Here is a 15,085-nt window from a genome sequence, read left to right as displayed (position 1 = left end):
ATGCTTCAAAATGGTATAACTGACCGATTAATAAATTAATCAAGCGTTTATGAAGTTTCTCTCTAAAGTTTCCTACTCACATGACAACGTCGTCGCTGTTCATGAGCTCCTCGCTGGTTTAGAGCGAACTCATGAGATTGCCTGCCTTATCTGCTACTGCACTGAAGAATATTCAACGTTCTCAGTTCAAGAGTTGCTTAAACAACAACTGCCAGATACACCAGTTCATGGTTGCACGACTTGTCATGGGATAATGACAGAGACGGGTTTTCATTCTGGCCCCGTGATTGGTGTGTTAGCCATCTATGACTCGGGGATAAACGCCTACGGCACAGGGATACAGAGCTTTGAAAGTGATGTTACCTCTAGTACCCATCATGCAATAGATATGGCTTTGAGAAAGGCTGATCGCGTAGGGGAAGTACCAGACCTTATTCTTCTTCATTCAACTCCAGGGAATGAAGAAACAGTCATGAATGCGATCGATGCGAAATTCGGCACCGAAGTGCCAATCATTGGTGGTAGTGCCGCTGACAATAAAGTTTCTGGTAATTGGAGTATCTTTACCGAAGATCTCGTTTCTATTAACGGGGTTTCTCTCACTGTCTTTTTCTCATCTCAATCTGTATATAGCTCACTAAATGCAGGGCATACGCCAACTCAATTTTCTGGCACAGTGACTAAAGCTCGAGATCGTATACTTCAGGAAATTGATAATAGACCCGCTGTGGACGTCTATAATGAGTGGACCAATTACCACTTAGGGAACTCTGATGACGGTTTTATTTTCGAGCAGTCATCCGTTTATCCTTTGGGCCGAAAGGTCGGCTCTTCGTATAAGACACCTTATTTCAAATTGTCACATTCAATTAGACAAACAGAGTGCAAAGGCATTGAACTATTTACCGATATTAATGAAGGTGATGTGATCAACTTAATGCAGGGCTCTAGAAAACAGATCATCAGCAGAGCCGCCAATATCATACATTCATCTTATTTTAACGACATGGATCATGAAGAGAAACTGGGTGCGATCAACATCTTTTGCGCAGGGCCTATGTTGAGCTTAAAACAGGATATGGACGAAGTCTGCACACAAATAAATCAAGCACTTAATGGGCTTCCATACATATGTCCATTCACGTTTGGCGAACAAGGACGTCTTTGTGGTGGTGAAAATGCGCACGGTAATTTAATGGTGTCGTCGGCCACTTTTTATAGGTTAAAGAAATAATGGGTACGGACAACCAGGAAGCGCTACAAGAGGCGTTGGTACAGTTAGAAAGGGCCAAATCACGCGAGCGTAGTTTAGCTGAAGAGAATAGGGTGATATTGTCGACTATCTCTGAAATTAGCAAGGCTAACTCTATTTCTGATATATTTTCCAGCCTAGAACTAGTTCTTAAGAAGTATATAAAATTTGACGATTTCATCGTAATTTCACGTGTAAACAACCAAGATAGTTTTAAAACGCTCCTAGCGAACAACCGTGCTTATGAAAATATTCAGTGGCAAGACTCAGGAAAGTTATCGCGCGTTATAAACGGTGAATGCACAATTTTATTTGAGCCACGCAGTCTGCCAGAGTTTAGTTCACTTAATTCAATATTACTTGACCAAATCAATTCCGTATTAATGACCGGTATCGACACAGGCTTAACTCAATCTGTGATCGTTTTTATCCATTCCAATACAAAACACTTTAGTGTTGAAACGAAAGCCACACTGAACCGTTTCCGACCACTAATTGAACGCGCAGTGTTCGACATCGAAAACAAAGAGAAGTTAGAAGCAACGGTTAGAGAGCGTACAGCTGAACTCATCTCTGCGCGTAAAGAAGAAGAGCGTGCAAACAAAGCCAAATCCGAATTCTTAGCAATGATGAGTCACGAGCTGCGCACACCACTTAATGCCATTATCGGATTAATAGAGACATTAAAGTGCTCAGACTTAACCAATGAACAACGCTCGATCATTCAAAGCATGGGAACATCCTCTGAACTCTTGCTGGCCATTATAAGCGACGTACTAGACTTCTCTAAAATTGAATCCGGCTGTTTTTCTTTAGCGCCTCAATGGAATAATGTAAGAGACACTGTAACTTTTGTTTTATCAGAACAAACTAAGATAGCTGACGCTAAAGGGTTAACGCTAAATCTAACCTGTGAAATGCCCGAGCACGAGCTACATTACATCGACCAAACGAGACTTGCTCAAATCCTATTTAACTTAGTCGGCAATGCCATTAAGTTTACTGAGCGAGGAGAAGTTAATATCGGTATTCATTACCAGCAAAGTGCTTTCCATATATCCGTAGAAGACACTGGTATTGGCATGAATCCTCAACAATTGGCATCGTTATTCAGCCCGTTTGTTCAAGCGGACAGCACCATTACACGTAGATTTGGTGGAACAGGTCTAGGTTTAGCCATCACCAAGCGCTTGGTGGAACTAATGGATGGAAGAATCGAAGTAACGAGTGAGTTGAACAAAGGCTCATGCTTTAAGGTTCAATTGCCTGTATTAAGTCGGTTAAACAAAGATGCTCAGTTGAAAGAAGTGTGCAACGCGGCAAGCCAACCGCTTAGGGCTCAATATTCTGTGTTAATCGTAGAAGACAATCCAACGAACCAGATGGTTATTCAATTGATTCTGTCGCGACAAGGACACAAAGTTTTCATCACAAGTAACGGGAAAGAAGCCATTAACTTTATTCAATCTGACAAAGCACCCATAGACATTATTCTTATGGATGTTTCAATGCCGGTGATGGATGGCCTAACAACCACCAAAGTTATGAGGCAAAACAACATAGACATACCAATAGTCGCACTAACAGCTCATACATCAAATGAAGACAAATGTTCGTGCTTAGATGTAGGTATGAATGACTTCGTTACCAAACCAGTAAGAACCAAAGAGATCACAGAAGCGATCGATCGCTTATTAGTAGAGTCCTAATAAACGTATTCTGAATCGAAGATTATGAATATGATTATTAGGTATTTTATGGTAAATAGACTTTCGGTTAAATTGAAACGCTTTTACCGGCCAAAAAGTGTCAGTGGGGTGCCAGAAATGAACACAATACCTGTTTCCACCAAACCTTATTTAACTTACCTATGAACCAGGTGTTGTACACGTCTTTATATCTACATAAATTCTTAGAAATAACAGAACCTTAAGCTATTGTTGTATGTATGACTATTGTTTTTTGTACATGTACACTTGAGGTTTATCCAAAAATGTGTAGTTTTTATCGATTGTGTACATGTACAAACGCTTGGCTACACTTCTTCTATTATCATTAGTTACCATGGGATGTTCTCTTTAAAAATAGCCACTTTTAGTCAACATTTTAGAATTTAAAAACTCTTACTTGCTTTATGCAAACGATACATTACTTTAGGTTGCCATAAATCATCACATCCTTGAAGAAGTGCGGTACGTTTGAGTAATTGGTGATATACGGATCGCCAACTGTGAACGGAAATAGTAATTGCTTGTCTATTTGTGGATCTTCATATTCTCCAACAAAATGGCTTTCTCTTCATCACTTAACTTATCTATGGCACACGCTAGCTCCGCACTTAATTCATCTCTACAGAAAAAATAGTTGAGTGGAACACCTAGTACTCTCGCCATTCGTTCCAGCGTCCCAATGTCAGGAACATGCCTGCCTTTTTCGTAGTGGTTCATTCTTCCGCTTGCTGAACTGGGTTCCATACCTATCTTAACCCCCAAATCTTTTTGGGTGATTCGAGCTTTTTTACGCGCAGCTTTGAGCCTCGTTGGGATTGGGTTGTCTTTATGCACTTAGACATTTCTTGTAGACCTTTAGATAACTTAGATTGTCTAAGTTTTACTGATTTTTGTATACTTAGCAATCCTAAGTTTTAACGCTGTGCATAACCAATGAAAAATCTGACTAAAATTAATTCCTGCATGTTTAATCTATTGATCGAAAAGGAGATGAACAACTTCTCTGTTATAGATGCTAGGGACGCTTTACTAAGTGAAAAGGGAAGCACTCTAAGTAAAGGAGATGCCAGAAAATACATCTACAGGCAAATTCTTGCTTTTGTAAACAAAGGTTGGCTTTCCGTAACTGGAAATCACAGACAAAAACGCTACAACGTAACCAGTTCTTTTAGGGGGCTTTCAGTCGAACCTAAAACTAGAAATTTGGCGAAAAAAAAGGTGCGAAATGAGAACGTCAGCCCTCCCTGTATAAAAATATTGATCCGAGAAAAGAAACAGTATGAAGGAGACCTAGCTATAACTTTAGCTGAAATAGAGGAATATCAGTCATTATTTAATAGGTTTCCAAAGTATAAGCAAGAACTGTTGCCATTGTTCGAACGCGCCAGAGAGCACTCGGCTAAACAAATGGGAAGAATCAATGCTCTAGCAAAGTGGATTCAAGTCGTACAAGGTAGGGCTCAATAATGTTGAGGGCATGGCAAACTGAATGTGTAAACAAAGCAATAAAAAAATTTGTTTTGGACGGACAAAAACACTTTTTTTGTCAAGCAACTCCAGGCGCTGGAAAGACCATAATGGCTGCGGAAGTGGCCAAAAGGCTTTTACAAGAAAATGTAATCGATTTAGTTCTCTGTTTCTCTCCTTCTCTGACGGTTTCAGAAGGAATGCGAATTACATTTTCGCGAGAATTAGGGTGTTCGTTTAATGGTGGCTTAGGCTCTCTCGGAGGAGCCTATACTTACCAATCTATTCGATTCTTTGATGAAAAGTTTTTAGAGACGGTTAGAAGACATAGGGTTTTAGTCGTATTTGACGAGATTCATCATTGTTCATTTGAAGAAAAAGGTCGTGCAAATTCTTGGGGACTTGAAATTGTGTTGAAGATACAAAAAGTAGCTCTATTCACGCTAGCGCTGTCGGGAACACCATGGCGTTCAGACAGGCTGCCAATTGTAATGGCTGAGTATTCTAGTCCCGATGGGACGGTTATTTGTGACTATCAATATGGATTAAAAAAGGCTGTTGTCGATGCTGTTTGCCGTAAACCCAAAGTTGTCTTGATCGACAACGAAAACCTCAGCCTCAACAGGCAAAGTTTTGCTTCTATTTTAGATTGTCTTAAAAACTCAGATGTATCCTATCAGAGTATTTTGAACAATGAAGACGCTATCAATTATATCTTAAGAAGTGGCTGCCGCAAGTTAGCCGAGATCAGGAGGGAGTCCGTAAATGCTGGAGGACTAGTAGTAGCTTCTAGCATAAAACACGCTAAAGCTATACAGAAGCGGCTTGTTGATGATTTCCGACAATCAGCTAGCGTTGTAACCTATCAAAACAATAATCCGTTGCTCGAGATTGACTCTTTTCGACATTCAGATATTCAGTGGATAGTCAGCGTAGGAATGATTAGCGAAGGAACCGATATTCCTAGGTTACAGGTTTGTTGCCACATGAGCTCAGTAAAAACTGAACTTTATTTTAGACAAGTGCTGGGGCGGATACTTCGAGTAAATGACTCTCGTAATCAAGAAGCTTGGTTATATACCTTTGCCGAAGAAAGCTTAATCACATTTGCGGAAAGAGTTGAACAGGATATCCCAGATTCAGTTCGAATCGTTAGTGCTACTAGATTAGTTGAGGAGATCGAAGAGCAGCAGAGATTTACCCCTAGTAGTTTATCGAATGCTAGTGTGATTGAAACCAGAGAAGCTTCGGAACAATTGAGCTGGTCAAAATTAGATGTAACCCAAGACTTTCTTCACTTGCACCATGACAGATATGACGACTTACGCTTAGGGGAATTTAAGCAAAAAGTTATCGAAGCTTTTATGTAGAACCCATTACTCGCTAATTATAAGAATGCGGATGGGTTCAACGTAATAGATTCAAGGTAGTTATACCAATTGAATATCAACTCAACGCTTAATGCGGTAAACTCCTCTCCCATAAGTAAAAATAGTTACGGACGTCAAAATGGCAACTCTAATAAGTTGGCTTGGTAGAACAGATCTTGATCAAATGAAGCTGGATAAACCAGCTTCAATTGCAACGATTGCTTTGAAAGGAAAAACACTAGACAGTATCACTATCCTTGCCAGTACATGGGAAGACGAATGGTACGATTACAAAGAATGGTTGGAGAGAAAGCTGGCTTGCGTGGGGCGTTCCAAAACTTCAGTGACCATTCAGCGTGTTCGATTAGCGTCGCCGATAGATTACTTCTCTATAACCAAAGTAATGCAAAAACAGCTGAGTAAGACTTCTGCTGGCTCAGAAAATATTTACTTGAACCTCACATCTGGAACGCCAGCGATGACGGTTGTTTCTGTCTTGCTCGGTAAAAGCATTGTGAAATGCCAGTTACTACAAACATCGCCTAAAGGTGAGTTGATTGAAGTTGATATACCTGTCGATTTCGCGACGGAATACACCAAATCTTCCACTAACGCGATACAGTCTATAACATCAGATATCCCTCATTTAAGCTCAGCTTTTGAAGCTATAACAACAAAGTCGAAAATCATGCAGCTTCTAGTGAAAAAGGCTCACAGACTCGCATTATCTGATTTACCCGCACTCGTACTGGGTGAAAGTGGATCTGGCAAAGAAGTTATGGCAACGGCAATTCACAACGCAAGCTCTCGCTCTGATAAACCATTCAGAGCCGTTAACTGTGGTGCATTACCAGAGAATTTGGTGGACTCAATTCTATTTGGTCACGTCAAAGGGGCGTTTACTGGAGCGGATAAAGATCATTCAGGGTTATTTGAACAGGCAAATGGCGGCACCTTGTTCCTAGATGAAGTAGGCGAGCTGCCACTCAATGTCCAAGTTAAATTACTTAGAGCTTTGCAACAAAAAGAGATTACTCGAGTCGGTGACGTTAAATCAAAAGTTGTTGATGTTCGCATTATCGCAGCAACACACCAAGACTTGTTTAGTATGACATCGCAAGGAGCCTTTCGGGAAGACTTATTCTACCGACTCGCCGTCGGGGTTATTGAAATGCCACCGCTTAGAGCGAGATCGGAAGACATTCCTGAACTAATATCAACACTAATGATCGATATCAATCAACAGGCTGACAAACACCCTCTGTTCGAAAGTAAGAAAATTTCCACTGATGCAATAAATTTTGCAAAATCCTATCCATGGCCCGGAAATATCAGGGAGCTTTGGAATACACTGAATCGCGCTGTGTTATGGTCCGAATCACCTACCATTTCTGCCGAAGACCTTCAATCATCAGTATTAAGTGCAGGCAGAAGGCAATCATCTCGGGGGGAGTTTTTTGTACCTGGGGATATACAGCAATACATTGATACTATTAAGAAAGATGCGGTTGAATCCGCTTTAGAGTATAGTCGCAACAATAAATCCAAAGCAGCTGAAGTACTAGGTCTAAAGAGCCATCAAACGTTAAGCGGTTGGATGACAAAATTAGGCATCGAAGAATAAGCAAGTTGGCTAAAACAGGGTTGGCACACCCATTGCTCATTGAGGTCAGGAGTACAATAAGAGTGAAAACGTCAGTGAACTTTGAACATCTAAGAAAAGACTGGCCAGAATTGGCTGAATTGGGTGCATTTGCCGAAGCTTATGCAGTGACAGATCCTCAAAGCTCGATGGTAAAACTTCGTTGCTATGTCGAAAAGATTGTAGGTTACCTATATCGAGAGCTACGTATACCTGTATTGCCAAATGCATCGGTTCACGACAAGCTAACGAGTGCTTCGTTTACTGCCATCATCCATAAAGATATTCTCGATAAATTTCATGCTGTGCGCAAAGGCGGAAACAAAGCTGCCCATGACGGATATGTCAATCAGCATGACGCACTCTGGTTACTCAAAGAATCCTACCTGATTGGTTGTTGGCTTTTCATTGCCTATGGGGATGGTTCCCAAGAAGAATGTCCACGATATTCTCAACCTGACAATGCCCCGCTAGAGGGTGAGTCTAAAGCAGATTTCAAGCGAAAAAACAAACAGCTACAACAAAAGCTCGCCCAGAACAGTGAGCAGCTTACACAGGCGTTGAAAGAGCTTGAAGAGGCGAAAGAAGCCCAGTTGTTGGCCCAGCAGGCTGCTAGTAAGCTCAAGTTGGAAGTTGATCAAACCAAAGCTGAGAAGCTAAAGCGCAACACCCTCAAGTTGAAGAACAGCTTTGATCTCAATGAAGCGGAAACACGCAAACGCCTGATTGACTCAGAGCTGCGCAGTGAAGGCTGGGATGTTGCACTGGCAGAGGTGAGTACCGAGCAAGTTTCAAAAGAGTACGAAGTCGAAGGTCAACCAACTCAATCAGGCAAAGGCCGTTGTGATTACGTACTGTGGGATGACAACGGCAAGCCGCTAGCGGTTATTGAAGCGAAGAAAACCCGAGTGGATGCGCGAGCGGGACAAGAGCAAGCCAAAATCTATGCTGATGCGTTAGAAAAACAAACGGGTCAACGTCCAGTTATTTTCTACACCAATGGTTATGATATCTGGTTGTGGGATGACGCTCAGGGCTACGTACCTCGCAAACTTTTTGGTTATTACTCTAAAGACAGCCTGCAATACCTTATTCAGCAGCGTGCGCTGAAAAAAGATCTTAACAGCACTCCAATTGATACCGAAGTCGCAGGTCGACTCTATCAAATGGAGTCGATTACTCGTGTCTGTGAACGATTTAGTGATAAGCACCGTAAAGCGCTGATTGTGCAAGCCACAGGTACGGGGAAAACGCGTGTTTCCATTGCGCTAGCCAAGCGTCTACTTGATGCAGGTTGGGCAAAGCGAGTGTTGTTCTTATGTGACCGTAAAGAGCTACGTAAGCAAGCGGCAAATGCATTTAATGAGTACACTAAAGAGCCGTTATTCGTAAAAGGTAAAAGCAAAAAAGAACTTGCGAGTAAAGCGCGTATCGTGATCGCAACTTACCCAGGCATGATGCAAACCTTCGAAGAGTTCGATGTTGGTCACTTCGACCTTATTATTGCCGACGAATCGCACCGTTCCATCTATAACAAGTTTGGCGAGCTATTTAAGTATTTTGATGCGCTGCAAGTGGGCTTGACGGCAACGCCAGTTGAGATGATCTCCCGTTCGACCAGTCAGCTGTTTGGCTGTGACTACAAAATGCCAACGGCCAACTACCCATTAGAGCAAGCGATTGAAGAAGAGAACCTCGTGCCTTTTAAAGTCGTTTCTCATACCACCAAGTTCTTGCGTGATGGTATAAAAGGCAATGAGCTAACTGATGAGCAGATAGCAGAGCTTGAAGATCAAGGCATCGACCCGAATGCGCTTAATTTTGATTCAAAGCTGGTTGATAAAGCGATCTTCAACAAAGATACCAACCGCCAAATTATCCGTAATCTGATGGAACGTGGTCTTAAAGATGCCGACAATCAATTGCCAGGTAAATCGATCATCTTTGCTCGTAGCATCAAACACGCAGAACTTATCGCCGATCTGTTTGCCGAAATGTACCCTGATCTGGGTGGCAACTTCTGCCGAGTAATTCACTCAAAATACGAACGTGCAGATGAACTGATCGACAACTTCAAAAGTGCTGAAGGCAATAAAGAAGAAATTACCATTGCGGTATCTGTCGATATGCTCGATACCGGTATTGATGTTCCGGAATGTATCAACCTTGTGTTTGCTAAACCTATCAAATCGAAAGTGAAGTTTTGGCAAATGGTAGGTCGTGGTACTCGTTTGTGTGAGAACTTGTTTGGCCCAGGCGAACATAAAAAGCATTTCTTGATCTTCGATCACTGGAACAACTTTGAATACTTCAAAATGAACCCAGATGAAGATGATGGTGCAAAAGGTAAATCTCTTGCGCAAAAGGTATTTGAAGCTCGGCTAAACTTGGCTGATGAGGCACTCAAACGTGCAGAAATGGATATCTTCGATGCGGTGATCCCACAGATCAAAGCTGATATCGATTCACTTAACGACAAGACCATCGAAGTGCGTGAAAACTGGCAAATTAAAGCGCAACTAAGTGATGAGAAAGCCTTACACCAAATGGCTCCGGATACCAAAGAGCTACTGCGCTCTACAATGGCACCGCTAATGCAATGGAAGCCGATTACTGGTGAGAGCGAAGCTCTGCGCCTCGATCTCCAGTTCTTAGAGCTTGAGCTTATTAAACTCAAACAACCTTCCAAGGTCGATATTGTTGCGATGCCGATTATGGACAAGGTCACCACACTTTCTATGCACCTTAACGAAGTGCGTAGTAAGGCTAGTACGATTAAGCAAGTGCAGCAGCCGAACTTCTGGAATGATGCTGACCACCAGGAATTAGAAGCTTGTCGAAGCGAGCTACGAACGGTAATTCATCTGCGTGATAAAGGCGTGACAACGCCACCTAAGCCAACTCCGGTATTGGATGTGAAAGAAGATGCGGCTGAATATCACACAGAAGAGGTAAAAACCGATATTGTGACGGTGGATTATCAAATCTATAAACAAGAGGTCGAAAAAACGCTGTCACCATTGTTTGAATCCAATGAAGTGCTACAGAAAATACGCGCTGGACAATCAGTAACAGAAGCGGATTTAGAGACCCTCAATGCGCTTGTACATACACAAAATCCAAGTGTCGATCTTTCGGTTCTGAAAGAGTTCTTTCCTGAATCAACTGCAGGGTTGGACCAGATTTTACGTACCATTGTTGGGATGGATGCAAAGGCAATTGAAGGGGAGTTTACGGCGTTTGTTCAGCAAGTACATACGCACCTTAACTCTAGACAACAACGCTTTATCGGGATGCTTAAGAATCACCTTTGTCGCTATGGTAGCGTTGATATTGAACAGTTGTACGACGCGCCATTCAATCAAATTGATGATGCTGGCTTAGATGGCGTATTCCCAATCCCCGCTCAAGCGGATGTGGTGGAACAGTTTGTTCGTCGTTTTAGTGTAGATTTAGGAAGCACTCAAGAAAAAGTGGGCATAGTTAGATGAAAAATGAACTTGCTCTTGATTTCTATCAAGAGCTATATCGCCTTGAGTTAGACAAAAAAGAAAAAATAACGCAGCAAGCTCAATTGCGCTTTGCTGTGTTACTTACCGTATCTTCAATTCTGCTTTACATGCTGAAGACGATGGAAATCAACTTGAACATGTATGTTCTTGCTTTATTCTCGCTATCTCTGCTTCTGTCGTTTGTTGGTATGCTTTCAGCCGCGATCTGTGCGTACAGAGTGTTTTGGGGAAATGAATATACATATTTAGCAAATGCGATGCAGTATGAAGACCAAAGACAAGTCTTAATTGATGCCTATGGAGAGACCATGCCAGATAAAGTTGACGTACTTTGGCGGTCTTTAATCATTGAATCTGTTGTAGCTGCGTCCGAGTCAAACCATCAAGTGAACTTAAAGCGACAACAACTCATGGTTAGTTTCACAAAAAGGTTCAACATCGCGTTAATAGCATTTGTTCTATCAGGTGCTATTTTTATCGGTTTAGATATAGACAGTTCCTCGCCACGAAAAGCGATATCTGTAGAAGTTGTAGGTAAAGCATGAATAAAGAAGATAAAGAGCTTTTAGCGCAAGCGGGAGTGAAAAAAGTTGTTAACACTAAGGTCGTGGAAATACGAGAAGAACATGCATGTTACAGTGTCGAAACAAAGTCGACTAAAATCAATTTTGAACAATTTAAATCTGATTTGCTTCATGCAATCCAAGAGAACTTTTCTTACCACCCAACTCTTGTAAGCCTTAGAAAAGGAGAAAGAGTCAATGAAGCTGAACTAGCATGGTTAGACGACTTTTTCATAGAGAGGGAGCAGGGCCCGCAGCTTTGTTACTTAAAAGCGTTCTTCCCAGAATCCACCGCTGGGCTCGATCAAATTATGCGCACAATTATAGGGTTGGATGCAACATCCATCGAAGGTGAGTTCACAGTTCTTGTTAAGCGATTGGGTGCGCATCTGAATTCAAAGCAGCAACGCTTTATCGTTATGCTCAAAAATCACCTTTGCCGCTACGGAAGCGTTGATATTGAACAGTTGTACGACGCACCATTCAATCAGATTGATGATGCTGGCTTAGATGGCGTATTCCCAATCCCTGCTCAAGCGGATGTGGTGGAACAGTTTGTTCGTCGCTTTAGTGTCCACTTGGGTGAGAAACAAGCAAGTGTTGAGAAAATGGTGAATTAAACCTTTGGCGGTAGCAACCGGCTAAGTACACTACAACTAATTACGATTGACGCTGTTCATTCATTACTAGATGGGGCTAATCAATAAAGCTGCAGCGACAATTGCCATAAAAAAATATAGAGAATAGATAATGATTACATCAGGCGCATTAAAGAGCCAAATTGACAAGCTATGGGAAGAATTTTGGACGGGTGGGATCACTAACCCGTTAACCGTAGTCGAGCAAATTACCTATTTAATGTACGCCCGCATGCTAGACATGAACGAGCGTAACGACGAAAAGCGAAGCGCCCGAACAGGCAAGCCATTTAATCGCCGTTTTCAAGACGGTAAACAGCATATCCGTTGGGAAAACTGCCGTCATCTTGGCGCAGAAAAGCTATACCCATTAGTAAAAGATGAACTCTTTCCGTATTTCAAAGAGCTTACATCTGATGACACCCTGTTTGCTGAGTTTATGAAAGATGCACAGCTAATGATCCAAAAACAATCGCTATTGGTTAAAGCGGTTGAATTGGTGAGTGAATTGCCACTGGAAAACAAAGATGTAAAAGGTGACTTATATGAGTACTTGCTGTCGAAATTGACTACCGCAGGCATCAATGGTCAGTTTCGCACACCACGTCATATTATTCGCGCCATGATTGAAATGCTCGATGTAGAAGAAACGCACCGAGTGTGTGACCCAGCATGTGGTACGGGTGGCTTCTTATCTTCTACCTACGAATACCTACTAGAAAAGTATTCGTCACCTGAAGGTGTAGAGAAAGAGCAAGCCTTTGACACTGAAGGAAAGCCTGTTTTAGATGTGCATGGCAACCCTGTGTTTAATCACTTATACGCAGGTGATTTGCTAGAAAACCGTGCTCATATTGATTACGACATGTTCCACGGCTTTGACTTTGACTCTACCATGCTGCGCGTTGCAGCAATGAACTTGGTGATGCACGGTGTTAAACAGCCGGACATTCATTACCAAGACACCCTAAGCCAAAGCTTCATAGAGCGTTATCCTGATGAGGCGAAAAACGGTTTTGATATCATTTTAGCGAATCCGCCGTTTAAGGGCAGCTTAGATGAGGAAGACGTCGATCCTGCGATTCTAAAAGTGGTTAAAACCAAAAAGACCGAATTGCTGTTTGTCGCACTGATCCAACGTATGCTGAAAGTCGGCGGCCGTACTGCAACCATCGTTCCTGATGGTGTGTTATTTGGTAGCTCTAAAGCGCACCAAACCCTGCGTAAACACCTAGTAGAAGACAACCAGTTAGAAGCGGTTATCTCACTACCAAGCGGCGTGTTTAAGCCATATGCTGGCGTTTCTACGGCGATTCTGATTTTCACCAAAGGTGGCAGCACCGAAAACGTCTGGTTCTACGACGTTCAAGCTGATGGTAAATCGCTCGATGATAAGCGCACCCCAATCAAAGACAACGACCTGCCAGACTTGGTGAAGCAATACAAAGCGTATCAAGCGGCGGTAGCCGAAGGGCAGTCAACCGAACAATGGGCAGACAAAACCCAAAAAGCGTTCTTGGTAGCGAAAGATGACATTAAGTCGAACAAATATGATCTATCCATCAACCGCTACAAAGAAGTGGTGTACGAGCAAGAAAGCTACGAAGAACCCAAAGTGATTCTAGGTAAACTTAAAGCACTAGAAAATGAAATTTTGGCAGACCTAAGTGAGCTGGAGTCGATGCTATGAGTTGGCCGATTGTCACACTGGGGAATCTAGTTGATGTAAAGGGCGGAAAGCGGTTACCGAAAGGAGAGTCTTATCACCAGTCAGAAACTAAGCATCCTTATATACGAGTTACTGATTTTATAAATGGCTCTGTGAATATCGAAGGGTTGGAATATATTAGTGAGGAAACTCATAATAAAATCCAGAGGTATACGATTAGTAAAAACGATGTATATATTTCAATCGCAGGAAGTATAGGAATTGTTGGGAAAATACCGCCATCACTTGATGGAGCAAATTTAACAGAAAATGCTGCTAAATTGGTAATTAAAGATGATCAATTACTTGATCAAGATTTCCTTATCCGGTTTTTGTCGACGCAAGGGCAAGACCAAATTCAATCAAAGAAAAAAGCGACGAGTCAACCAAAGCTAGCGCTTTTTCGAATAGAGGAAATAGAGGTCCCACTGCCACCACTAGAAGAACAAAAACGCATCGCTGCCATTTTGGATAAAGCTGATGCTATTCGCCAGAAACGCAAGCAAGCCATTGACCTTGCCGACGAGTTCTTACGCAGCGTGTTTTTGGATATGTTTGGTGATCCGGTTACGAATCCAAAGGGGTGGGAGGTTGAGAAGCTAATTGATTTGGTTGATAAATCTCGCTCTATTTCTTACGGCATTGTTCAGCGTGGAGCTGAGTGTGATGGCGGTGTTCCAGTGGTAAGAATTTCGGATTTTACAACAAATGAATTTATCCCCAACAAAATCGTACGTTGTGCTCCAAATATTTCAGAAAAGTATACTAGAACAATACTTAGCGGTAATGAGTTAGTAATAAGTATCAGAGGGACGGTAGGCCGGGTAGCAAAAGTACCGAAAAGCGCTAAAGGCTGGAATGTATCTAGGGAAGTTGCGGTGATACCACTAATCGATAGATATTTACGTCTATTTTTCAAATGCCTGCTTCTGTCATCACCGATTCAAAGGAAATTAATAGATAACGTCAGAGGAGTTGCACAAAGTGGTATTAGTCTGGAGGACTTAAGAAACTTAGATGTAATTGTTCCGGACTTGTCAAAGGTAGAAGAGTTTTACTCTATTGTGGAATTATGTCAAAAAAGCTTCCGCGATGAGTATGTTGGTGAGAAAAGTCACTTGTTCAATTCTCTTTCCCAAAAAGCCTTCTCAGGCCAACTATAAATTTCAGAGGTATCTTCGGATGCCTCTTTTTTGATCAGAG

11 protein-coding genes are annotated in these 15,085 nt (G+C 42.0%); 10 read left to right on the top strand and 1 reads right to left on the bottom strand.

From position 1 onward, the window contains the following. Window positions 1-49 precede the first annotated feature (49 nt). Entirely contained in the window at window positions 50-1,234 is a 1,185-nt protein-coding gene (locus OCV50_RS06730; RefSeq protein ID WP_261904062.1) for an FIST signal transduction protein, read from the top strand. Continuing rightward, window positions 1,234-2,961: an ATP-binding protein gene (locus OCV50_RS06725; protein WP_261904061.1), complete on the top strand. Its 1,728-nt coding sequence runs from the start codon at window positions 1,234-1,236 to the stop codon at window positions 2,959-2,961. Before OCV50_RS06730 ends, OCV50_RS06725 begins: the two co-directional genes overlap by 1 nt. A gap of 546 nt (window positions 2,962-3,507) precedes the next feature. On the opposite strand, the gene OCV50_RS06720 is transcribed toward OCV50_RS06725, so the two are convergent. Next, the gene (locus tag OCV50_RS06720) at window positions 3,508-3,816 is read right to left on the bottom strand and encodes a helix-turn-helix domain-containing protein (protein ID WP_261904060.1); all 309 of its coding nucleotides are present in this window, start codon (window positions 3,814-3,816) and stop codon (window positions 3,508-3,510) included. A 99-nt stretch (window positions 3,817-3,915) separates the two neighbouring features. Between OCV50_RS06720 and OCV50_RS06715 the strand changes: the two genes are divergently transcribed. From OCV50_RS06715 to OCV50_RS06680, 8 genes are all read left to right on the top strand, one after another. Next, window positions 3,916-4,449: a hypothetical protein gene (locus tag OCV50_RS06715; RefSeq protein ID WP_261904059.1), complete on the top strand. Its 534-nt coding sequence runs from the start codon at window positions 3,916-3,918 to the stop codon at window positions 4,447-4,449. Continuing rightward, entirely contained in the window at window positions 4,449-5,819 is a 1,371-nt protein-coding gene (locus tag OCV50_RS06710) for a DEAD/DEAH box helicase (RefSeq protein WP_261904058.1), read from the top strand. Before OCV50_RS06715 ends, OCV50_RS06710 begins: the two co-directional genes overlap by 1 nt. Before the next feature lie 184 nt (window positions 5,820-6,003). Beyond that, window positions 6,004-7,443, top strand: coding sequence for a sigma 54-interacting transcriptional regulator (locus OCV50_RS06705; RefSeq protein WP_261904057.1), 1,440 nt, complete (start codon window positions 6,004-6,006; stop codon window positions 7,441-7,443). Window positions 7,444-7,505: 62 nt separating this feature from the next. Then, window positions 7,506-10,952, top strand: a complete 3,447-nt coding sequence (locus tag OCV50_RS06700) for a DEAD/DEAH box helicase family protein (protein ID WP_261904056.1) — start codon at window positions 7,506-7,508, stop codon at window positions 10,950-10,952. Next, window positions 10,949-11,518: a hypothetical protein gene (locus tag OCV50_RS06695; protein WP_261904055.1), complete on the top strand. Its 570-nt coding sequence runs from the start codon at window positions 10,949-10,951 to the stop codon at window positions 11,516-11,518. The genes OCV50_RS06700 and OCV50_RS06695 overlap by 4 nt, the downstream gene beginning before the upstream one ends. Beyond that, a complete protein-coding gene (locus OCV50_RS06690) occupies window positions 11,515-12,156 on the top strand; it encodes a type I restriction-modification enzyme R subunit C-terminal domain-containing protein (RefSeq protein ID WP_261904054.1) in 642 nt (213 codons plus the stop codon). The genes OCV50_RS06695 and OCV50_RS06690 overlap by 4 nt, the downstream gene beginning before the upstream one ends. Window positions 12,157-12,286: 130 nt before the next feature. Further along, on the top strand, window positions 12,287-13,864 hold the full coding sequence (locus OCV50_RS06685) for a class I SAM-dependent DNA methyltransferase (RefSeq protein WP_261904053.1): 1,578 nt from the start codon (window positions 12,287-12,289) through the stop codon (window positions 13,862-13,864). Then, window positions 13,861-15,045: a restriction endonuclease subunit S gene (locus OCV50_RS06680; RefSeq protein WP_261904052.1), complete on the top strand. Its 1,185-nt coding sequence runs from the start codon at window positions 13,861-13,863 to the stop codon at window positions 15,043-15,045. The genes OCV50_RS06685 and OCV50_RS06680 overlap by 4 nt, the downstream gene beginning before the upstream one ends. Window positions 15,046-15,085: the final 40 nt, after the last annotated feature.

The organism is Vibrio fortis, from assembly GCF_024347475.1.
In the GTDB taxonomy this organism is placed as follows: Bacteria; Pseudomonadota; Gammaproteobacteria; order Enterobacterales; family Vibrionaceae; genus Vibrio; species Vibrio fortis.
This window is presented reverse-complemented; position numbering and strand designations above follow the sequence as displayed.